This is a genomic window from Amycolatopsis sp. NPDC043889 (assembly GCF_056435645.1).
This window is the reverse complement of the sequence record NZ_JBWKEC010000013.1, coordinates 105,065-129,650: the sequence shown is the minus strand read 5'-3', so window position 1 is coordinate 129,650 and position 24,586 is coordinate 105,065. Positions and strand designations below refer to the sequence as shown.

The window sequence follows — 24,586 nt, the reverse complement described above, 5'->3', positions numbered from 1 at the left end:
CCAACGTACGGGGCCCGGCCGGATCGGCAACACCGCACTCGCGTGCTTAAGCACGGAACTCGCGTGCTTGAAGGCGGAACTCACGAGTGCGGCCTCCAAGCACGCGAGTTCCGCCTTCAAGCACGCGAGTGCGGTCTCTGATCACGTGAGTCACGCCTTCACGCGCACAGCGAAACAACTAGACCGGCTTCACCGGCCCGCGCCCCACCGACTTCCCGACACCCGCGGGGCGCTCCGCCACACCGGGCTGAACGAAACCGTTGATGTGCAAGGAGATCGCGCGGATCGACCCGGTGTCGCCACCGGCGACGTCCACCGCGGTGAACTTCCAGGTGCCGTCGGCGGCACCGGCGGCCAGGCCGCCGAGCGCCTGCGCCGGCTTGTAGGTGCCGGTGAACGGCGCGTTCGCCGCGCTCACCGAGCTGAACGCGATGGCCGCGTTGTCGGCGAAGACGACCTGGCACAGGTTGTTGCCCGAGCCGCCGCTGCGCTGGAACACAGTCGCCTTCGCACCCGAGGGCGACGTCAGCGTGCCGACCAGGTCACCGACGTACGAGTGGTTGATGCCCACCGTCGTCGAGGTCTGGTCGGCGTCGCAGGTCGCCCCGTCCACCGAGAACGTCAGTTTCGACGCGCGCCCGACCCCGCTCACCGTGATCGGCACGGTCACGCCGGTCGGGTCGCTGTCCGGGATCGCCACGGCGTCACCGGTGTAGGCGAAGTTCTGCGTCACCGGCGACGGGGTGCCGACCGGCAGCGAGAACGTGGACGTGGTCGGCGAGTACGAACCCGCGAAGGTCACGCGCGCGTTCAGCACCACCGGCACACCGAGTTCCTGCGTGGCGGGAACGGTGATGGTGAAGTCGTTCACGCCGGTCTGCCCGGGGCTGATCGTGCCGTACGACTTCGACCGCGGCGCCACCGTGACACCGGGGGTCGGGCTGGACAGCACGACGCTGGTGGACGTCGCGGTGCCGTCGCCGCGGTTGGTCACCGGCAGGGTCACCTTGGCGGTGTCGCCCGGGTCGAGCGCGGAGCCGCCGTCGGCAGGGGTGACCGTCGGCTGACCCGCGGACGCGAGCGGCTGCGGGCTGGCGCCGGTGTAGGCGAGCACCTTGTCGGCGAGGATGACGCCCGCGCCGCTGGAGTTGTCGCGGCCGGGGGCGAGGATGTCGACGGCGGTGTTGATCAGCGCCTCGCGCACGTCGGCCGGGGGCAGCCCCGGGTTGCCCGAGAGCACCAGGCCCGCGATCGCGGCGGCGTGCGGCGCGGCGGCCGACGTGCCGTAGAACGTGGTGAAGCCGGTGACGCTGGTGGAGACGCCGTCGGCCGCGGTGATGTCCGGCTTGGCGCGGACCTCACCACCGGTCCCGGACACGTCGCCCGGGGTGATCGGCGTGCCGTCGGCCTGGTAGAACATCCGCCGCGGACCGTCCGAAGTGAACCGTTCGACCTTCGTGGTCACGCCGAACGCGCCGGGGAACGGACCGGCGGGGTTGGCCGGGTCGCCCGGTTCGAGGGGTCGGGGGAACGCCTTCGCGGCCGGTGCCGCCGCGACACTGAACGCGTCCCGCGCGGCCGAGTGACCGACGGTCACGCCGGGCTTGGTGTAGGCCTTGAGACCGTCGGCCGAATCGGTGAACCGGCCGCGCAACGCGGACAGCGAAAGGTAGCGGCCCTCACCGGAGAACTTGACGATGGCCAGCCGCAGTCCGGCGACGCCCGTGGTGTCCACCCGCTCGTACGGGTCCTGGGTGCCGGTCTGGACGTCCTGGCTGAAGTCGACGACGTTGCCCGCCTGGTTCAGCAGGTACAGGTCGTAGTCGTTGTTCGAGCGGCCAAGCGGGTCGGACCAGAACAACGTGACCGGCACCCGGCCCGACGCGCTCGAAAGCGGCTGGAAGATCTGGTTGCCCGCGGCACCGGCGAAGTTGTGCGCGGTACCGGCGTATTTGCCGACGCCCTTGCCTGAGTCGACGAAGTCGCCTTCCCAGTGGCCCGAGGTACCGTCGGTGACGTTGCCCTCGTTACCGGCCGAGGAGAAGTACAGCGCGCCATCGGCGGTAACGTCGTTCACGGCCTGGGCGATGATCCAGTCCTGGAACGGCGATTCCTTGAAGTACAGGACGTCGTCGACGATGACGTCGCAGCCCGCGTCGAACCGCAGCTTGCGGATGTTGTCGGCGAAACTGGCGTCGGAGTTGAACGCGCTGGCGAAACCGAGCGCCGCGTTCGGCGCGAGGTCGTGGATGATCTCGAGCATCGCGGTGCCCTCGTCGCCATCGCCTTCCTGACCGGGGATCACGTCGACGCCCGCCGGGAGTTCGCCGCGCGCCTGCGAGGTCGCGAGCGAGTCGATCCCGTCGGACAGCGCGCAGATCTTGGTGCCCACCCCAGTGACGCCGAACTGCTGGCGCGCCGTGTCGGCGTTGTGCGCGCGATCGCCCTCGCTGTTGACCGGTCCGGCCGCGATACCGGCCTGTCCCTTGGCGTCGACGGCCTTCTTCAGCTCGTCCGCGATCCGGGCGGCCTTCTCTTCCTTGCTTTCCCGCTTGCCCGCGGTGGCGGGCTCGGCGAGCTGGCGGGCGGTGAACGCCTCGTTGGCGGTCTCGACCTTCTTGACGTCGGCGCGGGCCGCGATCGCCGGGACGGCGTTCAGCGGAACCTCGGCGCGCACACTGCCGTAGCGCTCGGACACCGCGCGAATCCCCGCACCGGATTCACGCAGTCCCTTGAGGAGTTCTTCCGAGACCTGGCCCCGGATGTCCACGAGTACGGTGCCGGCCGCGGAGACGTTCGCCCCAGACCCCAGTGCGGGAACCGCGGAGGCCGACATCCGCTGTGCGCGGAGTTTCTGTTCGACGAGCAGTCGGCTGTCCACTTTGGACTCGCCGGCGTTCTGGCTCTTCTTGATCGACTGCAGTGCCTCGATCTGCCGGACGGTGTTCGCCGAGAACGCGTCCGGGGACCCACCGCTTTCCGCCGCCGCGACGGGCGGGCTCACCAGGCCGAGCGCGGTGACGAGGGCAGCGGTGCCCGCGGTCAGGATCGTTCTTCTTCTCCTACTAGAACGGGTTGGACGCACGTGCGCCTCCGATTCCTAGGCGCGTGCCCCGACTCACGCTGACCGACGCCGGCGATCACCGGCTGGATCAAGCTAAGTACCGGGCGTGCACCGGCGGCAGTCGCCGTTCGGGTGACGTCGGATGGGTATTTTCCGGTTTCGGCCGCAGCTCGTAGGCCGTTCAGGGGAATCGCGTCGTTACAGGACGAACGAGTCCGACCAGGGCTGGGAAGCACGGCCCGACAAGCCGTCCAAAAGGGTCACCGCCTGCTTGTCCGTCAGCGACGCCACGAAATCGACGACCGCCCGCCCGCGCGCCAGACCGCGTACGGCGTCGGCACCGGTGACCGGCTCCCCGGTCGCTCCGATGAGCAGTTCCGGTGACGTCCGCGCCAGCGCGGAGAACTCGGACTGCGCCAATTCCACCAAGTCGTGCAGCCGTCGCGGGAGCCGGTAGAACTCGTCGCGATCGAGCAGCCACGCGTCGAGCGCGTCGACCAGCGTGGTCACCAGGCTCGCCTGTCCGCGTTGGTGCAGCGCGAGTTCCGGGCGCAGCAGCACGAACCGCCGGTGCACGAATTTCAGCACCTGCACCTCGTGCCACTGGGCGGGACGCAGCGTGAGATGGCCTGTCCGGGTCGGAGGCGAGGCCACCACCTGGACGCCGTCGACGAGCCGCGCGGTCCACTTCGCGGAGAAGGCGGCGGTGGCCTGCTCGGCCTCGATGGAACCGTCGAAGCCGGTGGCGAGCAGGCCGTCGACGAGTTCGGCGCGGACACGGGCGACGGCACTGGTGAAGGCGTCGTCGTCGACGATCCAGCCGTCCTTCGCGTGCATTCGGCGGCGCAGCCGTTCCAGCGAACGGCCGGGCAGCCGCCGTTCTGCGGTCAAGGTCGCGTCGTCCAGCCCGGCCAGCTCCAGCGCGTGGTCGACCCAGCCGGAGAACTCGGCGGCGACCGGCGCGTGCTGCAGCACACCGATCCGGTGGAAGTCCTGGAGATCGTGGATGGCGTAGGCGATGTCGTCGGCGGTGTCCATCACGGACGCTTCGACGGTCTGCTGCCAGGGTTCGATCCGGCCGTCGAACGGGGCCCGCGCCTGAGTGAAGTCGTCGAGTTCGGTGCTGTAGGCGGAGAACTTGCTCGCGCCGGTGCCGGGGGCGTCGGCCGGTTCGGCAGCGCCGCGTGGCTGGACGGCCATCGACGTCGGGTGCGGGTCGGGCACGTGCAACCGCGCCCACGGGTACTTCAGCACCGCGGCGCGCACCGCCGTGGTGAGGTCGAGCCCGGACGCGGACGGACCGCGTACGTCGGTGGTGGTGATGATCCGGAACGACTGCGCGTTGCCTTCGAAACCGTCGGCGAGGCCGAAGCGGTGGCGGGCGATCCGGTCCAGGGTCTGCTCGCCGAGGTGGCCGAACGGCGGATGTCCCAGATCGTGCGCGAGCGAGGCGGCCTCGGCGACGTCCGGATCACAGCCGCCCAGTTTCGCGGCGAGTTCGGCGGAATCGCTGCTCGCGTTGATCCGCTCGGCGATGGCGCGCGCGACCTGCGCGACCTTGAGGCTGTGCGTGAGCCGGTTGTGCAGCAACCCGGCGCCCCCGGCGCTGACGACCTGTGTCACGCCGCCGAGCCGGGCGAAGAACGGCGAAGCGGCGATCCGGTCCCGGTCGATCCGGAACGGGCTCGTGGCGAGATCGCTGAACCCGGCGTTCGCGCTCTCCGGATCGCGCCGCCACGCCCTCGGGTCCGTCTGTTCCATGCGTCACACCGTATCCGTCGCGGCGGCATGATGAGATGCCCAGGTGGCGGACGTGGTGATCGCGGGCGGGGGCCCGGCCGGACGGGCGCTCGCGCGTGCCTGCGCCCGGCGCGGCCTGGAGACGGTCCTCGTCGACCCGGCGCCGGGCCGACGCTGGCGGGCGACCTACGGGTTGTTCGCCGACGAACTGCCCGCGCTGCCCGCGAGCGCCGTCGCGTGCGCCCCTTCGACCACGCTCGCCTTCGGGACCAGGCCGCACGTCCTGGATCGCCGCTACCTGGTGCTGGACAACGCCGGCCTGCGACGGTGGCTCGACGGTGCCTACGACGTCGTCGGGGGGACGGTGTCCGGCGTGGACCACGGCGGACAGGGTTCGTCGGTGCGCCTCGATGACGGGCGAACCCTCGCGACCGGGCTGTACGTCGACGCGTCCGGTGTCCGGCCGCGAGGCGACCGGTACGAACAGACGGCGTTCGGCGCCGTTCTCCCAGCCGAGGACGCGCTGCGGCTGGTCGACGACCCCGACACCGCCGTGTTCATGGACTGGCGGGAGACCGAGTCCGGATTCCTCTATGTACTGCCGCTCGGCGACGGCACCGTCCTGGTCGAGGAGACCTCGCTGGCCCGCAGACCCGGCCTGCCGCTCGACGTCCTGGCGGCACGGCTGCGAGCCCGTCTGAGGGCCGTCGGGCTGACGTCGCGCGGGCGCGAGGAACGCGTGCGGATAGTGCTCGACGTGCCGGTGCCGCGACGCGGCCGGACCGTGCCGTTCGGGACCGCCGCCGCCCTGGTGCATCCGGCGACCGGGTACAGCGTTGCGACGTCGATCCGGCTCGCGGAACCGGTGGCCGACGCCGTGGTCCGGGCTTGGGATCGAGGTCCCGACGCCGCGGCGTCGGGCGCGCACCGGGCGCTGTGGCCGTCCTCGGCACGCGCCGTGCACGGATTGCGGCGGCACGGGCTGCGGGCACTGTGCGGGATGCCGCCCGAACTGGTCCCGGTGTTCTTCGATCAGTTCTTCACGTTGCCCATCCCGCTCCAGCGGGCATTCACCAGCGGTCGCGAAGATGTTTCGGATACCGCCGAAGCGATGTCGGCACTTTTCCGGATGTCACCATGGCCAGTAAGAAAACACCTGATCGGGTGGCGTGCGTTACGCCGTTCTAGGTAACCCAGGTGCCTTCACGATGAACATCAGTTGACACGTATTTCGTTTCGTTCCGCCACCGGCGAATATTCGCTTGTGACGTTGCAGATCGCTGTCCGCTTCGCTTACCAGCCGTTGTACAGCCTGCACACCGGTGGCGTCGTCGCGTTCGAAGCACTGGCAAGGCCAGGCCGCGGCACCGCCCGCGAACTGCTCGCCGACGCCCGGCGCAGCGGCAGGCTGGCCGAGGTCGACGTCGGCCTGGCCGCCGAAGCCGTCCGGCAGCTGCGCGAACCGCAGGCCACCCTCCCCCTGCACCTGAACCTGTCCGCGCGGACGGTCGCGGCACCGCCGTCGCAGTTCGACCCGCTGACCGACGCGCTCAGCCTGGCGGGCCGCCGGACCAGGGACGTCGTGCTGGAGATCGGGCCGCCGTTCACGCAGATCCCCGCCGACCTGCTGCTCACCGGCATGCGGCGGCTCACCGAAGTCGGGTTCCGGCTCGCGCTCGACGGCCTCGGCCGCGGTGACCTCCCGCTCACGCTGCTCGCTTCGGCGCCCGTCGACCTGGTGAAACTGGACCGCAGCGTGCTGCGCGGCCTGCCGCACGACCCGGCCGCCGTCGCGGTGGTCGAGTCGGTGCTGCACTTCGCGTCGCGCACCGACAACCGCCTGGTGGCGACCGGGCTCGAAACCACCGAACAGCTGGAGTCCGCGCGGCGGCTCGGCGTGCGGATCGCGCAGGGCAACCTGCTCGCCCCGCCGGACGGCGACCACGCGCCGCTGCCCGCGCCGGACGCGCCCGGACCGTTCATCCCCGGCACCGCCCGCGCCCGCCGCGTCGGCGACTTCCTCCGGCCCGCGACCACGCTGCCGGAAGACGCGACCTGTGACGACGTGCGCGAGGTACTGGCCGCAGCGGACGGGCCGAGCGGCATCGTCGGCATCGACGACCGGCACCGTCCACAGTGGTCGATCGACCGGACCCGGTTCCTGGTCGCGGTCACCGGGTTGTACGGCCACGCCCTGCACGCCAAACGGCCGGCGTCGCGGCTCGCCGACCGGCCGCACACGATCCACGCCGACGCGAGCGCGCTCGAATTCCTCGAACTGGTCACCGACGCGGACTGGGGCCGGACCGGCGACGACGTCGTGGTGGTCGACGACCGCGGCCGGTGTGTCGGCGTGGTGCTGGTGAACGAGGTCGTCCGCGGGGTCGCGGAGGCGAAGGTCGAGGAGGCGGTCTCGCTGAGCCCTCTGACCCGCCTGCCGGGTAGCGACGCCGTCGCCAGGGACGTCGACCGCCGGATCAACGCGCGGGAGCCGTTCGTCGCGGCCTGGCTGGACGTCGATTCGTTCAAGACGGTCAACGACACCGCCGGGTTCGCCGCGGGCGACGACCTGATCCGCACGCTCGGCCGGACTCTCACCGACCTGGAGGCCCGGCTGCGCCGGATGCGCGTCAGCCACGTCGGCGGGGACGACTTCCTGATCGCCTGCGACGTCGACGAGATCGGCACGGTCGCCGCCGCGCTGCTGGACACGGCGTGGTCGGCCGACGGGCTGCCGGTGACGGTTTCGCTGGCGACCCTGGTGTGCGGGCACGGCGCGATCCGGTCCTACAAGGACGCGTCCCGGCTCCTGGCGCCGCTGAAGAAGCGGGCCAAGGAGGTTCCGGGGTCGAGTTGGGTGCTCGGGCGGCCGGGTTCGGACCGGGTCGAGGTCCTGCGCGGGATCACGACGCGCGGCCTGCCTTCCCAGCGCGCCGCCGGCTTCTGACCTGCCGCATTTAGTCCTCTGAATGCGGTCCTTGCGCGAGCGACTACCGCATTCAGAGGACTAAATGCGGGGGATCAGAGGGCGTAGGCGGCGCGGTAGGCCGAGAAGCGTTCGTCGACCTCGCCCGCGGTGAGGCCGAAGTCCGCGAGGTCGTACCGGTGCAAGGGTTTCCTTTCCCCGGAACGGCTTTCGGCGTGCACCACGGTCATCGCGTCCCGGGCGGCATCGCTCAGCGGCAGCCCGAAATGCCGGTAGACGTCCTCGACCGTACCGATCGGGTCGGCGACGAAATCCTCGTACCGGACATCGCAGAACTGTGCCGGGTTGTGCCGTTTCCTTGCCTCCAAAGACTTTTCCGCACCGCGCGCCCAGAGGTCCAGCTGGCTGCGGCCGATCACGTCGCCGCGGAAGACGTCGGACCAGCCCGCCGACGCCTGCTCGTTCAAGCTGCACACCGACGCGACGATCGTGCTCGGCGCGCGATGGGTCTGGACGATCAGCGCGTCCGGGTACACCTCCAACAGCGCGTCGAGCGCGAAGAGATGGCTCGGGTTCTTGAGCACCCAGCGTCGTCCGGCGTCCGGCAGGCCGATGAGCTGCAGGTTGCGCCGATGCCTGCGATAGGCGTCGGTCCAGCTCTGCCCGTCCAGCCAGCGCGAGTACGAGGGCACGCGCGCGAGGCATTCGTAGGACACCGATTTCAGCGACTGCCGCAGGAGCTGCCAGCATTCCTCGACCTGATCGGCGGACATATGGTGCAGGCCCATGAATTCGGGATGTTCGACGTGGTGTTTCTCGTAACCCGCCTGTATGCCTTGGAAGACCGGGTTCGCCACCCAGGTCTCGCGCGGCGGACGCGGTTGCGGCACTTCGGTCAGCCAGACTTCCAGCCCCTGGTGCGCCGGGTCCTCGGTGAGCAGTCGGTGCAGTGCCGTGGTCCCCGTGCGCGGCAGGCCGGTGACGAAGATCGGCCGGTCGACGGGAACGTCGGCGTACTCAGGATTCTGCTTCCACGATGCCTCGCTCAACGACCTCGCCACCAGGGCGCCGCGCAGGAACGCGCGATGGATCTTGTTGCCGTACGGGGTCAGGCCCGCCTCGCCGGCGTACGAATCCAGCAGCACGCGGAGACCTTCGAGATGGTCCTCGCCGCCGAAGTCGTCCAACCCGGTGAGTTTCGCCGCCGACGCGTGCAGATCCTCCACGGTGCCGACGTTTTCCCGCCCTGGCAACATGTTCTCCCCTTCAGTGGTGGTATTCGCCGGCGTTGACGTCGAGGCACTGGCCGGTGACGCACCGGGCGAGCGACGAGGCCAGGAACACGACGGTGTCGGCGATCTCGTCCGGTTCCGGGAGGCGGCGCAGGTCGATCGTCTCCGCCGTCTCGGCGTACACCTGCTCCGGCGGCACCCCGCGTTCCTTGGCCAGATAAGCGAAGTACCACTTCAGCGAGTCCGCCCAGATGTAGCCCGGCGCCACGGAATTGACCCGGATCCCACGCGGCCCGAGTTCCGAGGCGAGACTCTGCGCGAGCGCGAGCAGGCTCGCTTTCGCCATCTTGTAGGCGCCGAACGTCCGCCGGGAATGCCGCAGCACGGCCGAATTGATCATCACCACCGAACCGCCGCTCTCGGCGAGCGAAGGCGTGAACAGGCGCGTGAGCCGAAGCGCGGCGAGTACGTTGGTCTCGAAGCCCGCTCGCACGTCGGCGAGGTCGACGTCGGCGAGATCCATGATCGGCGGGATGGCGAAGGCGTTGTTCACCAAGGCATCCACCCGGCCGAACGCCTTCACCGCGGCCTCGGTGAGGTTCGCCGCCGAAGCGTCGTCGGTGATGTCGGTGGGCACGGTGATCGCGCGGCGGCCGAGCGCGTCGACCTCCTGGGCGACCTCCGCGAGCCGGGATTCGGTTCGGGCGGCGAGAACGACGTCGGCGCCCGCCGCGGCGCAGCGCACGGCGATCGACCGGCCGAGCCCAGGGCCGACCCCGGAGACCACGATCACCTTGTCCCGCAAGAGATCTGTCATCCCAGCATCCTCGCCGCGACGGCCTTCTGCCGGGCCGAGATCCGGTCCGCCCATTCCCGCGGGGTCACGCGCGCCTCGTCGTGGAACGGCAGCCGGTCGGCGAGTTCGCCGAACTTCACCACCTCGACCTCGGGGCCGTCGGTCTTGTCCAGCGCGCGGGACAGGCGCTGCCAGCGGATCTGGACGTAACCGCGGTCGTGCCCGGTGCGTTCGAGCCAGTTCGCCAGGCCGGGGTCGCGTTCGCTGATCACGAAGCGGATCTTGCCGTCGGGGTCGACCCGCGCCTGGTCGGTGGTGAGGCTCGTCTGATGGTTGATGTAGTCCAGCGAGAGATACCAGACGCTGCCGAGCTGGATGCCCTGATACGGCGCGTCCGAACGCGGCACCGTCACGATCATGACCTCCTCGTCGCCGAGTTCGTAGTGCCCGGCCGACGAGTACTGCGTGGTCAGGCCGCCCGGCGTCGGGCGCGGTTCGGTCATCGTGTTCACCGGCAGGTTCAGGTAGAACCACTTCGGGAAGGCGAGGAAGGTGCGTAGCCTGCTCAGCAGGATCTTGCCGGTGACGCCGTACCGCTTGGCCAGCCCGTCACGGGTGAGCGGCGCGGGCGCACCGCCCGCGGTGTCGGCGCACTGGATCTGGATCGTGCCGCGGCGTTCGGTGGCCCAGTCGCTGTAGACCTCGCGCACCACGAGCATCGACGAACCCGGGCCGAGGACGAAGTAGTTGGGTCCAGGGTCGGGTTTCGCCGGCCCGAAGCGGAGTTCGAACGAGCCGTCCTCGGCGATCTCGATCTCGCGATCGTCGAAGGCGGCGAGACTGTCGGGCACCTCGACGGGTGAGTAGTCGCCGTTGAGAACCTGGAAGCTGACGTCGGCCGTGCTCCCCCGCGTCCCGGTGACGACGTATTCGCGGTCCTCGCGGATGTTCGCGTTGAAGTACAGCGTGTCCGGGTTGTCCAGGCCCATCTTCGTGTACGGCCCGGTGGACTGGGTGAAGAACGGATAGTCCCGTTCGTAGGCCCACGCCATCTGCAGGGACGCGCGGATGCTGCCCGCGAGGTAGTCGTACCCCTCGACCAGATCCTGTTCGGTCCGGATGTGCGGCGCCTCCGCGATGATCTTCTCTGCTTCGACGATCGCGTCCGCGAACGGTTGAGTGAGCACCGGCGACTCCTCATACTGGTACAAATACGTACCGGCCTGGTACGTTCTTCGTGTCATCAGACTAGAACGCGTTCTAAGGATGGGTCAATGACCCGGCGCTCACCGCCCACCGAGCGAGTCGTGCGGCTGCTCGACTTCTTCGCCGCGCACCCAGGCCGTCGCTTCGGCCTGTCGGAACTCGCCCGCCGGCTGGACCTGGCCAAACCGACCTGTCTCGGCATCGTCACCGAGCTGACGGCGGGCGGTTATCTGATCCGGGACCCTCAGCCGGTCACGTACCGGCTCGGACCGGCGATGGTCGCCGCCGGCCGCGTCGCGAGCGAAGGATTCGGTGCGAGCGCGGTCGCGCGCCGTCATCTGGAGGAGCTGAGCAGGCGATACGGCACCACGTGCACGGCGTCGGCCGTGGTCGGCGACCGGATTCTGATGTTGCAGAGCGCCGGTCCCGGCCGGATCAAACTGGGCGAGACCTACCCGTTCGCGCCGCCGGTCGGCCTGATGTACGTGCTGTGGGATTCCGACGCGGCGTTCGACGCGTGGCTCGCCAAACCGCCGGCGGTTCCGGTGCGGCTGGACGAAGCGCACCTGCGTCGCGTCGTCGCCGAATGCCGGGAGCACGGTTACCTGGTGGAGAGCCTGACGGCCGCGGGGCGGCGGCTCTACGCGCTGATGGCGGGCGTCGGCGCGGAGGAACTCCCGCCGGAAGTGCGGGGCCTGGTGGGAGAACTCGTGTCGAGCCTAGGCGAGCGCGTCTACCTCGGCGCCGATCTGGAGCCGCGCCGCAAGCACGCGGTGAGCCTGCTCGCCGCGCCGACGTTCGACGCTTCGGGACGGCAAGAGCTCGTGCTCACGCTCTCGGTCGGCGAACCGATCACCGGCGCGGAGATCGCGCGGCGGGGCGCGGCGCTGGTCGCCACCGCCGACGCCGTCACCGCCGAATCCGGAGGCCGCCACCCCCGCGTTTAGCCCTCTGAATGCGATAGTCGCGTGTTCCGGGTTCGTGCGGGTCAGGAAGCCCACCGGTTCGCGGTGAGCTTCAGGCTCGGCACGTCGTCCATCGACATCATCGTCTCGTACAGCCGGTCGTATTGGGTCGAGGCGGTCAGCCACACGCCGTCCACCCGCCGATAGGTGTCCTCGTAGTACGCGGCGCCCTCGATCACCACCCGGTGTTCGGGCACGATCACCTTGTCCCGCATCAGCCACGTGCCCGTCGCGGTGTCGCCGTCGACGTCGATCTCCGGCTGGCCGGCGAAGTGCACCGTCGTGACGCCGGGGCCGACCGCGTTCCGGAAGAACTCGACGATCGCTTCGCGGCTTTCGAAGGTCAGTGGTTTGCCGTACGACGGCGTGCCGTAGCGCGCGTGCGCGTCGGCGGTCAGGGTCTCGGCCATCTCGTCCCACAGCTTGAGGTCGAGGCAGCGGAGGTAGCGGGCTTTCAGGCGACGGATCTCTTCGAGCGCGACCAGGTCCATGCCGACAGCGTCCCCCAGCCCTTGACCAAGCACAAGAACTTGTTCTACTTTTCTGATCTCGAACCACGGAGGTCACGATGGCGTCCCCGGCATACGAGCTCACCCACCTCGAAGCACTGGAAGCCGAAGCCGTGCACATCTTCCGCGAGGTCGCGGCGACCTTCGAACGGCCGGTGCTGCTGTTCTCCGGCGGCAAGGACTCGATGGTGATGCTCCACGTGGCGGCCAAGGCGTTCTGGCCGTCACCGCCGCCGTTCCCGGTGATGCACGTCGACACCGGGCACAACTTCGACGAGGTCGTCGAATTCCGTGACCGCACCGTCGACAGGTACGGGCTCAGGCTCGTCGTCTCCAGCGTCCAGGACGACATCGACGCCGGCCGGGTCGTCGAAGACCCGAAGGCCGGCCGCAACCGTCTTCAGACCGCCGCCCTGCTCAGGGGAATCCGCGAGCATACCTTCGACGCCGTGTTCGGCGGAGCGCGGCGCGACGAGGAGAAGGCCCGCGCGAAGGAGCGCGTGTTCAGCTTCCGTGACGAGTTCGGCCAGTGGGACCCGCGCAATCAGCGGCCGGAACTCTGGGACCTCTACAACGGCAGGCACCGCAAGGGCGAGCACATCCGCGTCTTCCCGCTGTCGAACTGGACCGAACTCGACATCTGGCAGTACGTCGAAGCCGAGAACGTCGACCTGCCGTCGATCTACTACTCGCATCGGCGTCCGGTCGTCCAGCGGGACGGGATGCTGCTCGCGCACACCCGGTTCCTCACCCTGAACGAAGGCGAAAGTCCTTACGAGGCAACGGTTCGTTTCCGGACCGTCGGCGACGCGACCTGCACCGGCTGCGTCGAGTCGACGGCGACGTCGCCGGGTGAGGTGGTCGCCGAGGTCGCCGTCAGCAGGCTCACCGAACGCGGCGCCACCCGCGCCGACGACCGGATCTCCGAGGCGGGCATGGAAGACCGGAAGAAGGAAGGCTACTTCTGATGAGCGCTTCGCTGGTCCGCCTCGCGACCGCGGGCAGTGTCGACGACGGGAAATCGACCCTGATCGGCCGTCTGCTGTTCGATTCGAAGACGGTGTTCACCGACCAGCTCGAAGCCATCGAACGCACCAGCCGCGACCGCGGCGAGGCGTACCCGAACCTCGCGCTGCTGACCGACGGTCTCCGCGCGGAACGCGAACAAGGCATCACCATCGACGTCGCCCACCGCTACTTCGCCACGCCCCGGCGGAAGTTCATCATCGCCGACACGCCGGGGCACGTGCAGTACACCCGGAACATGGTCACCGGGGCGTCCACCGCGGATCTCGCGCTGATCCTGATCGACGCCCGCAAGGGCGTGCTCGAACAGTCGCGGCGGCACGCGTTCCTGGCCAGCCTGCTGGGCATCCCGCATCTGGTGCTGTGTGTCAACAAGATGGACCTGGCCGGCTGGTCTCAGCAGCGCTTCGAAGAGATCCGCGAGGAATTCCGCCGCTTCGCCATGAAACTCCAGGTGCACGATCTCACCTTCGTGCCGATGTCGGCGCTGCACGGCGACAACGTCGTGCACCGGGGCGCCAGTATGCCCTGGTACGAAGGGACTTCCCTGCTGCACCACCTGGAACAGGTGCATGTCGCCTCGGATCGCAATCTCATCGACGCGCGATTCCCCGTGCAGTACGTGATCCGGGAGCACAGCCGCGACTTCCGCGGCTACGCGGGAACAGTCGCGGGCGGGGTGTTCAAACCCGGCGACGAGGTCGCCGTGCTGCCGTCCGGCTTCACCACGACGGTGCGCGCGATCTGGGGCCCGGGCGGCACCACGGTCACCGAGGCCTTCGCCTCGCAGGCCGTCACGATCGAACTCGGAGACGACCTCGACCTCGGCCGTGGTGACCTGATCTGCCGCCCCGGAAACCGTCCCCACACCAGCAGGGACGTCGACGCGATGGTGTGCTGGTTCTCCGAACAAGGGGCGCTGAAACCCGGCTCCACCTACGTCGTGCGGCACACCACCCGGGAGACCAAGGCCGAGATCCGCGAACTGGACTACCGGCTCGACGTCACCACCCTGCACCGTGACGAGACCGCGGAGTCGTTGTCACTGAACGAAATCGGCCGGATCCGGCTGCGCGCACGGCAGCCGCTGCTGTTCGATTCCTACCGCCGCAACCGCTCCACCGGTGGCTTCCTCCTCGTCGACGAGCACTCCGGGGCGACGGTCGCGGCCGGCATGATCACCGGCCCGGGCGTGACCGCTTCGAACGTCGTCTGGCACACCGCCGCGGTCAGCAGGACGGAACGGGCGACACGCGGGCTGACCGTCTGGCTCACCGGGCTTTCCGCGTCCGGGAAGTCGAGTGTGGCCGTGGAACTGGAGCGGCGGCTGGTCGCGTCCGGCAGGCCCGCGTACCTGCTGGACGGCGACAACCTCCGGCACGGGTTGAACGGGAACCTCGGCTTCAGCCCCGCCGATCGCGCCGAGAACGTCCGTCGCGTCGCCGAAGTCGCGAAGCTGTTCGCCGACGCCGGGGTGGTGTCGGTGGTCTCCCTGATCAGCCCGTACCGGGCCGACCGCGAACTGGCCCGCGCCGCGCACGAGGCGGCCGGGCTGCCGTTCCTCGAAGTCTTCGTCGACACCCCGCTCGAAGTCTGCGAAGACCGCGACCCCAAGGGGATGTACGCGAAGGCACGGGCGGGTGAGATCAGCGGGTTCACCGGGGTGGACGCTCCTTACGAGCAGCCGGAGAGCCCGGATCTGGTGCTGCGCCCGGAAAACGGGGATCCGGCCGCGATGGCCGCGCTGATCCTCGCCGCCCTGGAGTAGCGGAAGGACGCTTTCCCCGCATCACCCAGGAACAAGGCGCGTTGCGAAAGTGGCTTTCGCGACATAAGCACCGACTCGACCGAGCGGGCGTGTCTGATTCGGACTCTTCGGCGGCCTGAGCGACCTGCGCCGTCCCGAGCACGGCGCCCGCGGCGGCGACCGTGCCCAGCCCCCAGCAGGCAACGGCGATCGACGTTGCCTGTCCACTCCGGACCCCTGCCCCGTTCAGCCCGCCGGTGTGACGAATCCGGTGTCGTAGGCCTTGATCACCGCTTGCGTCCGGTCTCTCGCGCCGAGTTTCGCGAGCACGTTCCCCACATGCGTCTTGACCGTCTGTACGCCAAGGTACAGCTCGCCCGCGATCTCCACATTGGACAGTCCGCCCGCCATCAGCCGCAGCACCTCGCTTTCGCGTTCGGTGAGCCCGGCGCCGGCGAGACCGTCCTGCGGGCCCCGGTTCGCCTGTCGCGCGGCCAGCCGCCGGATCGCGGCCGGGAACAGCAGCGACTCCCCCGCCGCCACCGTCCGGATCGCCGCGACGATCTCCTCGGGCCGGGCCCGCTTCAGCAGGAAGCCGCTCGCACCGGCGAGCAGGGCGTCGTAGACGTAGTCGTCGTTCTCGAAGGTGGTCACCACGATCACCTTCGGCGGATTGTCCATAGTGGACATCAAATGGGTGGTCGCGCGGATCCCGTCGACCGAAGGCATCCGGACGTCCATCAGCACGACGTCGGGCCGGAACCGCGAGACCAGCCCCGGCACTTCGGCGCCGTCGGACGCTTCACCCACGACCTCGAGGTCGGGCTCGGAGGCGACGATCGCCCGCAGCCCCGCCCGGATGAGCTGTTCGTCGTCGACCAGCAGTACCCCGATGCTCATCGCCGTTTCCCCCATGGCACCGCCACCTCGACCTTCCAGAATCCGTCCGCACGGCCCGCGGTGATCGTGCCTCCGAGCACTTCCACCCGTTCCGTCATTCCCCTCAGCCCCCGGCCGCCCCCGTCGCGAGAAGGCGCCGCGGCGCCGAGCGGGTTGGACACCCGCAAGCGCAACAGCTCCGTTCCGGCGTCGACGAGGACCGTCACCGGAACCTTACCGGCGTGCCGCAGCGCGTTCGTCAGGCATTCCTGCAGGATCCGGTACGCTTCACGGGAGACGACCGGCGGCACCGAGGACGGTTCACCCCGCACCTCCGCCGCCACCTCGGCGCCCGCCAGCCGTGTCGCTTCGACCAGCGCGGGCAGCTCCGCCAGCCCCGATTGCGGGGTCCTCGACGACGCCTCGTCACGTAGCAGCCCGAGCACGTGGTCGAGGTCGTCCAGCGCGGCGCGGGCGGAGTCCTCGATGGCGGTCAGCGCCTGCTCGGTGAAATCGGGATCCGACCTCAGTGTGCGGCGTGCGGCACCGGCCTGGATGGTCACGACGCTCAGCGCGTGCCCGACCGAGTCGTGCAGTTCGCGCGCGAGCCGGTTGCGTTCGGCGAGTTGTTCGGTGCGCTTCTCCAGCTGGGCGATCCGCTCCGCGGCCGAGATCCCCAGCAGGCCCTTGGCGCAGCGGGTCAGCACCGCGCCCGCTCCCCACACGACGTAGGCCAGCGCGACGACGCCGAACAGGAACGCCAGCGGGATCCACGCGCTCGCCCAGCCCTTCGGCACCTCGATCGGGTCCTCGGCGGACAGTGCGATCCGGCCGGTGAACGGGGCCGCGATCGTGAACCCGAACGCGACCGGGACGACCAGGCTCACCAGGCTGACGACGCAGCCGGTGCTCACGTGCAGCAGGAACATCGCGGTCGACCGCAGCCGGACGGGCCAGCTCGACGCGGGTCCGAACGTCACGCCGGGGACGGGATCGTCCAGGAGTTCCCGCACGGCCGCGCCCTCCAGCACCCGGACGGCGGGGATGAACGACGACGCGACCATCACCAGGACGACGGTGATCATCGCGACGAAGATGCCGCGTTCCACCGTCACGACGAGGGGAAGCAACGACGGCACCACGATGGCCGCGAAGAGGATGTACGGCACGCTCAGCGCGCCACCGAGGATGAAGTACACCCACCGGCGGTAGGTCGCCCGATCGACGAGCGGGCCGAAAAGTCGCATGCGCTCTTTCTAGCGTGCGCCGGCTTCGCGCGTATCCCTCACGAGTATCTCCGCGATCTCCCTCGCGAGCGTGACGCGGTGCGCGTCCCCGTCGATGCCGGTGTGCGCGACAGCGCCCTCGAGCAGGAGGAAGAGCTGTTCCGCGAGCCGCTCCGGATCGGCCGCGCCGGGGGCGTCCTCGCGGAGGAGCTCGGCGAACTTCGCCCGTACCGCCGCCTTATGCCGCCGGATCACGTCGAGTCCGGGATGCCCAGCGGGCAGTTCGGCGGCCGCGTTCAGGAACGCGCAACCCCGGTCGCTCCCGAGCCGGGGGTGATCGATGTACGCGTCGAAGACCACGAGCGCCCGAGGACGATCGGCTTCGGCCAGCCGCTCTTCGAGGTACGCCCACCAGACGTCGTGACGACGTCGCAAGTACGCGACGGTGAGCTCCGTCTTCGACCCGAAGCACGCGTATAGGGTCTTCTTCGTGACGCCGGCGGCTTCGGCCACGGCCGCGACGCCCACCGCGTTGAGGCCCTCGCGGTAGAAGAGCTCACTCGCAGAGCTCAGGACACGCTCGCCGGCTGGGGTCAGCATGGTTCCGACTATACCGATCGGTTGACGTGTACGCGAAATGCGGGAACACTCCCGAAGTATACCGATCGGTATACACAGGAAGGAGAGCAGCTGGTGTCTTCATACAAACGCGAACTGACCCTCACCGCGGCCGGGTTGTCGCTGATCGCGGTCTCCTACGGACTCGCGCGGTACGCGTACGGCCTCTTCGCGCCGACTCTCCGGACGGAATTCGACCTCGACGGCAGCGCTCTCGGTGCCATCGCGGCGGGAAGCTACGTCGCGTACTGCCTCGCCGTAGTCGCCTCGACCGCCATCACGACCCGCTGGGGAGCGCGGGCGGGTGCGCTCGCCGCCGGGACGACGGCCACCGCGGGAACCGCCTTGATCGCGGCCGCGCCGAACGCCGCCGTGCTCGCGCTCGGTGTCGTCCTCGCCGGCGCCAGCACAGGCCTGGCCTCCCCTTCGCTCGCCGACGCGGTCTCACGCGTCGTCCGGGCAACCCGCCGTGACCGTGCCCAGTCCGTGGTGAACGCCGGGACCGGGCTCGGCGTGCTGATCTCCGGCCCGGTCTCCCTGCTCGCCATCGGTGACTGGCGAATGGCCTGGTGGGCCTTCGCCGCGGCCTCGGCGCTGGTGACCTTGTGGATCGCCCGGGTCGTGCCGCCGGTCAAGGAAGACCGCGCGCGGGGCCTGCCGGTGCCGCTCTTCCCACCCGCCACCGGGCGGCTGCTGCCCGCCGCAGCGACGCTCGGCCTGGCCAGCGCCGCGATCTGGACGTTCGGCCGGGACATCGCCGTGAGCGCCGGCGGGCTCGACGAGACCGCGTCGACGGTGGTGTGGATCGTCCTCGGCGCGGTCGGCCTGGCGGGCGCGTTCACCGCCGAACTGACCTCCCGGGCGGGACTGCGGCGGGCCTGGTCGGCGGGGATGATCCTGTTCGCCTCCGCCACGGCGCTCTTCGCCCTCGCCACTCGGTCGCTCCCCGCGCTCGTCATCGCGGCCGCGCTCTTCGGGGCCGTCTACATCGGACTGACCGGTGTACTGATCCTCTGGGGCACCAGGGCTTACCCGACGGCACCCGCGTTCGGTGTCGGTGTGGCCTTCCTGGCATTGGCGCTCGGCCAGGCCGCCGGGGCACCACTCATCGGTCTCCTCGGCGATCTCCTCGACCTCCGTACGGGCTTTCTCGTGGCGGCGGCGATCGCCGTTCTCGGTGTCCTGTTCGCGCCCCGGGAGGCGACCACGACGTACAACTTCGGGGCCCGCTCCCTCTCAAGGGTGAGTACCGTCCCGCCGGAGCGGGAATCCCCCGCGGACTGCGCGTGATGTGCTCTTCGGCATGAACCTGCTGCTCGGCCTGCTCACCCTGCCCGTCTACGCGCTGATGCTGTGGCCGCTCGTGGTCGCCGCCCGCCGCGTGCTGGGTGTGCGGATCGGCGTGATCCGCGCGTTCTGCGCCGCCGGTTTCGGCTGGCTGGTCGCGGGCGGCATCCTCAGCGCGTTCCCCTCGCCGATGTACATGGGCGGGGCCTTCGCCGGGCTGGTCATCCCGGTGCTGGGCGGCGCGTTCCTCGCGACGCTGATCTTCCTGTTCGTCGCGGAACTCGCGCTGCCGTCGGGCTCCGGGCTGGGGCTCATCGGCAGGATCCGGTCACTTCGCCGCCGCGCGGCGCGGACGCGGCGCTACTCGCAGATCACCCGGATCGCGATCAAGCACGGCCTCGGCCGGTACCTCACCGGCCGTCGCGAACCCGGCCTCGCCCAGGTCCGGCACGCCAAACTGGCGCGATCGCTGCGGCGTGCGCTGGAGGAGGGCGGCGTGACGTTCGTGAAACTCGGCCAACTGCTCTCGACGCGGTCCGATCTGCTGCCGCCGGTGTTCGTCGACGAGCTCAGCAAACTCCAGGATCAGGTCGCCTTCGCCGACGCCGACGAGGTCGCGACAGTGCTGCGGGAGGAACTGGGCGGAAACCCGGACGAGATCTTCGCCGAGTTCGACCCGGAACCGATCGCGGCCGCGTCGATCGCGCAGGTCTACCGGGCGAAGCTGCGCGACGGACAGGAAGTGGTCGTCAAGGTGCAGCGGCCCGGTGTGCAGGCGCTGGTCGACCGGGACCTCGACATCGTCCGCCGGGTGGCGGCCGCGCTGGACCTGCGCGCGGGCTGGGCCCGTTCGCTCGGCGTCGTCGACCTCGCCGAGGGATTCGCCGACGCGCTGGTCGAAGAGCTCGATTTCCGCACCGAAGCCAGGAACATCGAAGCGGTCGCCGCGGCGTACCCCGGCACCGAGGTCGCGCTGCCGACCGTCCACAAAGAACTGTCCACCGAACGGGTCCTGGTGATGCGGCGCCTCGAAGGCAAGCCGCTCGCCGCCGCGCGGGAGCAGGTCCCGGCCGCGGAACGGGCCGACCTCGCGCGGTCGATGCTGCGGTGCGTGCTCGGCCAGGTGATGGGCAGCGGTGTCTTCCACGCCGACCCGCATCCCGGCAACGTCCTGCTGCTCACCGACGGCAGGCTCGGCCTGCTCGACTTCGGCTCCGTCGGACGGCTCGACTCGGGCCTGCGCGGCGGGCTGCAGAACCTCATCCTCGCGCTCGACCGCGGCGACCCGGCCGCGCTGCGCGACGGTCTGCTGGAGATCGTCGACCGGCCGGACGAGATCGAGGAACGACGCCTGGAGCGGGCACTGGGTTCCTTGGTGGCCAAGCATTTCAACCACGGACAGGCGCCGGATCTGGACATGTTCACCGACCTGTTCCGGGTGATCGCCGACTTCCGGCTCAGCGTGCCCCCGCCGATCGCCGCGGTGTTCCGCGCGCTGGCCACCCTGGAGGGAACGCTGGCCGCGCTGGCACCGGGGTTCAACATCGTCGTCGAATCCCGCGCCTACGCCGCCGAGCAGGTCGGTGCCGGATTGCGACCGGAATCGCTGCGGTCCACGGCCACCAACGAACTGATGGCGCTGCTGCCGGTGCTGCGGCGGCTGCCGCGCCGCGTCGACCGGATCGGCAACGCGCTGGAACAGGGCAGGCTTTCGGTCAACGTCCGGCTGTTCTCCGACGAACGCGACCGCGACGTGGTCACCGGACTGGTGCACGAGATCCTGCTGGCGTTCGTCGGCGTGGCCACCGGGCTGATGGCCGTGCTGCTGCTGGGCAGCGCGACCGGTCCGGAGGTCCTGGACGGGGTCACGCTGCACCAGATGTTCGGCTACAACCTGCTGGTGGTCAGTGCGCTGGTGGGATTGCGGCTGCTCTTCGTCGTTTTCCGGCGGAGCGGACAACGATCACGATCGCCCCGATGACACCGAGGACGACGAGTCCGGTGCCGGCGAACGCGAGGTTCCGCGAGCTACGGAATCCGGTGTCGGACACGGGATCCCCGGAAAGTCCCGCTTCGACGAAAGCCGTGGTCTGCGGAAAAGGCTCGGCGCCCAGGGTGCTCCCCATGCCGACGACGACTCCGTAAACCTTGGAGAGGGGGACGGCACCGTCGCCCGGCATGCCGACGTAGAGCCGCGAGTCCCGGGAGTTGTTCCGCTGATCCCCCGCGACGAACACCGCGCCCGGCGGAACCTGGACGCTGAACGGCATGTGCTCCTTGCGGCCGTACCCGTTGTCGTCCTCGGTGTAGGGCTCTTTGACCGGCTTCCCGTTGACGGTGATCAGGTTGTCGTTCGTACAACAGACGACCTGATCACCACCGACACCGATCACCCGCTTGACGATCCGGCCATCGCCGGGTGCCGCGTCCGGAAACGCGGCGAGATCCATGAGGACGACCGAGCCGCGAGGGATTTCGGGGAGAGCGGTCCAGCGGTACAGCACGACCGACCCCGGCGGGATCGTGGGCGCCATCCCGGTGCTGGGGACGCTCACCATGCGGTAGCTCAGCAGGGTCCAGAACCCATATCCGCCGGTGCCCACGCCGACGATCGCCACCAGGATCATCACCAACAGGAGCGGGGAGAATCTTCGCTTCGGCCCGGGTCTTTCGGGGGGCGGAGCGGGGAAGTCCGTTTCGGTCACAGCGCAGAATAGCGCCGATGGTCCCGGCTCAACCCCGGGGCGCGTACATGATGACCCCGACCCCGGCGAGGCAGATCAAGGCACCGATGACGTCGTAGCGGTCCGGCCGGTAGCCGTCGGCGACCATCCCCCACGCCAGCGAACCCGCGACGAACACTCCTCCGTACGCGGCGAGGATGCGGCCGAAGTTCGCGTCGGGCTGGAGCGTCGCGACGAAGCCGTAGAGACCGAGTGCCACGACGCCCGCGCCGATCCAGAGATAGCCGCGGTGCTCCCGGACGCCCTGCCAGATCAGCCAGGCTCCGCCGATCTCCAGCAGCGCGGCGAGCGCGAACAGCGCGATGGACCGGACGATCATGCCGGGAGCTTATTGCGACGCGCGCGCCGTCGCCGAGCCGTATAGGTCGTTATACGAAAGGGTGACTATATGGCGTTGACCTTGGCAGAGAAGCGCGTGAAGGCCCCCTTCCCTCGGGTGACCCGAGGGAAGGGGGCCTTCACGCGCAAAGAGGTCAGACGGTGAAGCCGAGCGCCCGCAGCTGTTCGCGGCCGTCGTCGGTGATCTTCTCCGGGCCCCACGGCGGCATCCAGACCCAGTTGATCCGGAAGTCCTTGACCAGCCCGGTTCCCCCGCCGACGAGCGCGGCACCGGTCTGGTCCTCGATGACGTCGGTCAGCGGGCAGGCCGCGGACGTCAGGGTCATGTCGATGGTGGCGGTGTTGTCCGCCTCGACCCGGATGTCGTAGACCAGCCCGAGGTCAACGACGTTGATGCCGAGTTCGGGGTCGACGACGTCGCGCATCGCCTCTTCGACGTCCTCGACCTTCGCCACGTCGGCGGCATCCGGGGCGGCGGCGGTCTCGGCGTCGAGGTCGGCGGCCGTGCGCCCCTCGCGGGTTTCGGTCTGCTGTTCGGTCATGCCGTCTCAACTCCGTTGGTCGTGCGGGCGACGGCGTCCTTGAACGCCATCCACCCGAGCAGGGCGCATTTCACGCGGGCCGGGTACTTGGCCACGCCGGCGAAGGCGATGCCGTCCTCCAGCACGTCCTCGTCGGGTTCGATCTGCCCTTTGCCCTGCATCAGCTCGACGAAGGCGTCCATGGTGGTGAACGCCTCCTCCACGGTGTGCCCGACGACGAGATCCGTCAAGACCGACGTGGAAGCCTGGCTGATCGAACAGCCCTGTCCCTCGTAGGAGACGTCGGCGACTTTCCCGTCGTCGACCTTCACCCGCAGCGTCACCTCGTCGCCGCAGGTCGGGTTGACCTGGAACGACTCGGCGTCGAACGGCTCGCGCAGGCCACGGCCGTGCGGGTTCTTGTAGTGATCCAGGATGATCTCCTGGTACATGCTTTCGAGGTTCATCACGCCACCCCGAAGAACTTCCGCGCCTCACGCACACCGTTCACCAAAGCGTCCACTTCGGACAGTGTGTTGTAGACGTAGAACGAAGCGCGCACGGTCGCGGGCACCGAGCAGGCCCGGTGCAGCGGCCACGCGCAGTGGTGCCCGACGCGGACGGCGACACCGAGACTGTCCAGCACCTGACCGGAGTCGTGCGGGTGGACGCCGTCGATGACGAACGACACCAGTCCGCCGCGGTCGGTCATGTCGGTGGGGCCGATGATCCGCACGCCAGGAATCTCGCCGAGCCCGGCGAGCGCCGCCTCGGTGAGGAGGTGTTCGTGCGCGGCGACCCGGTCCATGCCGATCGCAGACAGGTAGTCGGCGGCCGCGCCGAGGCCGACGGCCTGCGACGTCATCGGGGTGCCCGCCTCGAACCGCTGCGGCGGCGCGGCGAAGGTGGTCTGCTCCATGCGGACCAGCTCGATCATCGAGCCGCCGGTCAGGAACGGCGGCATCGCTTCGAGCAGCTCACGGCGTCCATAGAGGACACCGATGCCGTAGGGGCCGACCATCTTGTGCCCGGCGAAAGCGGCGAAGTCGACGTCCAGCGCGTGCAGGTCCACCGGGAAGTGCGGCACCGACTGGCAGGCGTCCAGCACGACCAGCGCGCCGACCTTGCGGGCCTTCTTCACCAGGAAGTCGACCGGGTTGATCGTGCCGAGCACGTTGGACTGGTGCGTGAACGCGAGCACCTTGGTCCGCTCGGTGATCAGTTCGTCCACATTGGACAGATCGAGCCTGCCGTCTGCCGTGACGGAGAACCACTTCAGCGTCGCGCCGGTGCGCTGGCTGAGCTGCTGCCACGGAACCAGGTTCGCGTGGTGCTCCATCTCGGTGATGACGATCTCGTCGCCGGGACCGATCTTGAACCGCTCGGCCCCGGGACCGGCCGTGGCGGCGTTGCTCATCGCGTAGGCGACGAGGTTGATGCCCTCGGTGGCGTTCTTGGTGAACACCAGCTCGTGCGGGGAGGCGCCGACGAACTCCGCGATCCGCACGCGGGCGGATTCGTAGGCGTCGGTCGCCTCCTCGGCGAGCTGGTGCGCGCCGCGGTGCACCGCGGCGTTCGAGGTCTCCAGGAACCGGCGCTCGGCTTCGAGCACCTGCGCCGGTTTCTGGGACGTCGCACCGGAATCCAGATACACCAAGGGTTTCCCGTCCCGCACCGTGCGGGTCAGGATCGGGAAGTCGGCCCTGATGGCCGCTACGTCCAGCGGTACAGAGTTAGCCGTGGTGGTGGTCATCGGGCCAA

The 24,586-nt window shown here is 69.5% G+C and carries 21 protein-coding genes; 7 read left to right on the top strand and 14 right to left on the bottom strand.

Translation table 11 applies throughout. From position 1 onward, the window contains the following. Positions 1–178: 178 nt before the first annotated feature. Together AC0685_RS23935 and AC0685_RS23930 are read right to left on the bottom strand one after the other, a co-directional pair. Positions 179–3,049: a S8 family serine peptidase gene (locus AC0685_RS23935; RefSeq protein WP_478227616.1), complete on the bottom strand. Its 2,871-nt coding sequence runs from the start codon at positions 3,047–3,049 to the stop codon at positions 179–181. A gap of 213 nt (positions 3,050–3,262) precedes the next feature. Further along, a complete protein-coding gene (locus tag AC0685_RS23930) occupies positions 3,263–4,825 on the bottom strand; it encodes a deoxyguanosinetriphosphate triphosphohydrolase family protein (protein ID WP_478227564.1) in 1,563 nt (520 codons plus the stop codon). A 43-nt stretch (positions 4,826–4,868) separates the two neighbouring features. Between AC0685_RS23930 and AC0685_RS23925 the strand changes: the two genes are divergently transcribed. After that, on the top strand, positions 4,869–5,996 hold the full coding sequence (locus AC0685_RS23925) for a lycopene cyclase family protein (RefSeq protein WP_478227563.1): 1,128 nt from the start codon (positions 4,869–4,871) through the stop codon (positions 5,994–5,996). 72 nt (positions 5,997–6,068) lie between these two features. After that, positions 6,069–7,751 (top strand): EAL domain-containing protein, encoded by a 1,683-nt coding sequence (locus AC0685_RS23920; protein ID WP_478227562.1) that lies wholly within the window; start codon positions 6,069–6,071, stop codon positions 7,749–7,751. Between the two features lie 74 nt (positions 7,752–7,825). Here AC0685_RS23920 and AC0685_RS23915 read toward each other — a convergent pair whose 3' ends face one another. Genes AC0685_RS23915 through AC0685_RS23905 form a run of 3 tightly spaced genes read right to left on the bottom strand, consistent with a single transcriptional unit; the run spans position 7,826 to position 10,945 of the window. After that, the gene (locus AC0685_RS23915) at positions 7,826–8,986 is read right to left on the bottom strand and encodes a sulfotransferase family protein (RefSeq protein ID WP_478227561.1); all 1,161 of its coding nucleotides are present in this window, start codon (positions 8,984–8,986) and stop codon (positions 7,826–7,828) included. 10 nt (positions 8,987–8,996) lie between these two features. After that, a complete protein-coding gene (locus AC0685_RS23910) occupies positions 8,997–9,779 on the bottom strand; it encodes an SDR family oxidoreductase (protein WP_478227560.1) in 783 nt (260 codons plus the stop codon). Next, entirely contained in the window at positions 9,776–10,945 is a 1,170-nt protein-coding gene (locus tag AC0685_RS23905) for a hypothetical protein (RefSeq protein WP_478227559.1), read from the bottom strand. Before AC0685_RS23905 ends, AC0685_RS23910 begins: the two co-directional genes overlap by 4 nt. Positions 10,946–11,032: 87 nt before the next feature. Between AC0685_RS23905 and AC0685_RS23900 the strand changes: the two genes are divergently transcribed. After that, positions 11,033–11,911: a helix-turn-helix domain-containing protein gene (locus AC0685_RS23900; RefSeq protein ID WP_478227558.1), complete on the top strand. Its 879-nt coding sequence runs from the start codon at positions 11,033–11,035 to the stop codon at positions 11,909–11,911. Positions 11,912–11,952: 41 nt separating this feature from the next. On the opposite strand, the gene AC0685_RS23895 is transcribed toward AC0685_RS23900, so the two are convergent. Continuing rightward, the gene (locus tag AC0685_RS23895; RefSeq protein WP_478227557.1) at positions 11,953–12,420 is read right to left on the bottom strand and encodes a nuclear transport factor 2 family protein; all 468 of its coding nucleotides are present in this window, start codon (positions 12,418–12,420) and stop codon (positions 11,953–11,955) included. Positions 12,421–12,497: 77 nt separating this feature from the next. Between AC0685_RS23895 and cysD the strand changes: the two genes are divergently transcribed. Next, positions 12,498–13,406 carry a sulfate adenylyltransferase subunit CysD gene (gene cysD, locus AC0685_RS23890; protein ID WP_478227556.1) on the top strand — a complete coding sequence of 303 codons (909 nt, stop codon included), beginning with the start codon at positions 12,498–12,500 and terminating at the stop codon, positions 13,404–13,406. Next, positions 13,406–15,232 carry an adenylyl-sulfate kinase gene (gene cysC / locus AC0685_RS23885; protein WP_478227555.1) on the top strand — a complete coding sequence of 609 codons (1,827 nt, stop codon included), beginning with the start codon at positions 13,406–13,408 and terminating at the stop codon, positions 15,230–15,232. The genes cysD and cysC overlap by 1 nt, the downstream gene beginning before the upstream one ends. Positions 15,233–15,457: 225 nt before the next feature. Here the strand turns inward: cysC and AC0685_RS23880 are convergent, their stop codons facing one another. Genes AC0685_RS23880 through AC0685_RS23870 form a run of 3 tightly spaced genes read right to left on the bottom strand, consistent with a single transcriptional unit; the run spans position 15,458 to position 17,916 of the window. Further along, the gene (locus AC0685_RS23880; protein WP_478227554.1) at positions 15,458–16,111 is read right to left on the bottom strand and encodes a response regulator; all 654 of its coding nucleotides are present in this window, start codon (positions 16,109–16,111) and stop codon (positions 15,458–15,460) included. Then, positions 16,108–17,337 carry a sensor histidine kinase gene (locus tag AC0685_RS23875; RefSeq protein WP_478227553.1) on the bottom strand — a complete coding sequence of 410 codons (1,230 nt, stop codon included), beginning with the start codon at positions 17,335–17,337 and terminating at the stop codon, positions 16,108–16,110. Before AC0685_RS23875 ends, AC0685_RS23880 begins: the two co-directional genes overlap by 4 nt. A 9-nt stretch (positions 17,338–17,346) precedes the next feature. Beyond that, positions 17,347–17,916, bottom strand: coding sequence for a TetR/AcrR family transcriptional regulator (locus tag AC0685_RS23870; protein ID WP_478227552.1), 570 nt, complete (start codon positions 17,914–17,916; stop codon positions 17,347–17,349). Positions 17,917–18,009: 93 nt separating this feature from the next. On the opposite strand from AC0685_RS23870, the gene AC0685_RS23865 reads away from it, so the two are divergent. Then, complete coding sequence (locus AC0685_RS23865) at positions 18,010–19,224, top strand: MFS transporter (protein ID WP_478227551.1); 1,215 nt, start codon at positions 18,010–18,012, stop codon at positions 19,222–19,224. A 13-nt stretch (positions 19,225–19,237) separates the two neighbouring features. Further along, positions 19,238–21,202, top strand: a complete 1,965-nt coding sequence (locus AC0685_RS23860; RefSeq protein ID WP_478227550.1) for an ABC1 kinase family protein — start codon at positions 19,238–19,240, stop codon at positions 21,200–21,202. Here the strand turns inward: AC0685_RS23860 and lepB are convergent. The 5 genes from lepB to AC0685_RS23835 all read right to left on the bottom strand — a co-directional run bounded on the left by lepB (position 21,126) and on the right by AC0685_RS23835 (position 24,578). Beyond that, complete coding sequence (gene lepB / locus AC0685_RS23855) at positions 21,126–21,926, bottom strand: signal peptidase I (RefSeq protein ID WP_478227549.1); 801 nt, start codon at positions 21,924–21,926, stop codon at positions 21,126–21,128. The two genes, AC0685_RS23860 and lepB, sit on opposite strands and share 77 nt — an antisense overlap. 28 nt (positions 21,927–21,954) lie before the next feature. Beyond that, a complete protein-coding gene (locus tag AC0685_RS23850; protein WP_125687586.1) occupies positions 21,955–22,284 on the bottom strand; it encodes a YnfA family protein in 330 nt (109 codons plus the stop codon). 154 nt (positions 22,285–22,438) lie between these two features. Next, positions 22,439–22,846 carry a metal-sulfur cluster assembly factor gene (locus AC0685_RS23845; RefSeq protein WP_034311811.1) on the bottom strand — a complete coding sequence of 136 codons (408 nt, stop codon included), beginning with the start codon at positions 22,844–22,846 and terminating at the stop codon, positions 22,439–22,441. Beyond that, entirely contained in the window at positions 22,843–23,292 is a 450-nt protein-coding gene (gene sufU, locus AC0685_RS23840; RefSeq protein ID WP_007029705.1) for a Fe-S cluster assembly sulfur transfer protein SufU, read from the bottom strand. The genes AC0685_RS23845 and sufU overlap by 4 nt, the downstream gene beginning before the upstream one ends. Next, positions 23,292–24,578, bottom strand: a complete 1,287-nt coding sequence (locus tag AC0685_RS23835; protein WP_478227548.1) for a cysteine desulfurase — start codon at positions 24,576–24,578, stop codon at positions 23,292–23,294. The genes sufU and AC0685_RS23835 overlap by 1 nt, the downstream gene beginning before the upstream one ends. Positions 24,579–24,586 lie beyond the last annotated feature (8 nt).

Coding starts and splice junctions, on each gene's coding strand:
- AC0685_RS23860 (WP_478227550.1), top strand. CDS start 19,238: ATGAACCTGCTGCTCGGCCTGCTCACCCTGCCCGTCTACGCGCTGATG.
- AC0685_RS23910 (WP_478227560.1), bottom strand. CDS start 9,779: ATGACAGATCTCTTGCGGGACAAGGTGATCGTGGTCTCCGGGGTCGGC.
- AC0685_RS23915 (WP_478227561.1), bottom strand. CDS start 8,986: ATGTTGCCAGGGCGGGAAAACGTCGGCACCGTGGAGGATCTGCACGCG.
- AC0685_RS23870 (WP_478227552.1), bottom strand. CDS start 17,916: ATGCTGACCCCAGCCGGCGAGCGTGTCCTGAGCTCTGCGAGTGAGCTC.
- AC0685_RS23850 (WP_125687586.1), bottom strand. CDS start 22,284: ATGATCGTCCGGTCCATCGCGCTGTTCGCGCTCGCCGCGCTGCTGGAG.
- AC0685_RS23845 (WP_034311811.1), bottom strand. CDS start 22,846: ATGACCGAACAGCAGACCGAAACCCGCGAGGGGCGCACGGCCGCCGAC.
- AC0685_RS23930 (WP_478227564.1), bottom strand. CDS start 4,825: ATGGAACAGACGGACCCGAGGGCGTGGCGGCGCGATCCGGAGAGCGCG.
- AC0685_RS23880 (WP_478227554.1), bottom strand. CDS start 16,111: ATGAGCATCGGGGTACTGCTGGTCGACGACGAACAGCTCATCCGGGCG.
- sufU (WP_007029705.1), bottom strand. CDS start 23,292: ATGAACCTCGAAAGCATGTACCAGGAGATCATCCTGGATCACTACAAG.
- AC0685_RS23875 (WP_478227553.1), bottom strand. CDS start 17,337: ATGCGACTTTTCGGCCCGCTCGTCGATCGGGCGACCTACCGCCGGTGG.
- cysD (WP_478227556.1), top strand. CDS start 12,498: ATGGCGTCCCCGGCATACGAGCTCACCCACCTCGAAGCACTGGAAGCC.
- AC0685_RS23895 (WP_478227557.1), bottom strand. CDS start 12,420: ATGGACCTGGTCGCGCTCGAAGAGATCCGTCGCCTGAAAGCCCGCTAC.
- AC0685_RS23835 (WP_478227548.1), bottom strand. CDS start 24,578: ATGACCACCACCACGGCTAACTCTGTACCGCTGGACGTAGCGGCCATC.
- cysC (WP_478227555.1), top strand. CDS start 13,406: ATGAGCGCTTCGCTGGTCCGCCTCGCGACCGCGGGCAGTGTCGACGAC.
- AC0685_RS23900 (WP_478227558.1), top strand. CDS start 11,033: ATGACCCGGCGCTCACCGCCCACCGAGCGAGTCGTGCGGCTGCTCGAC.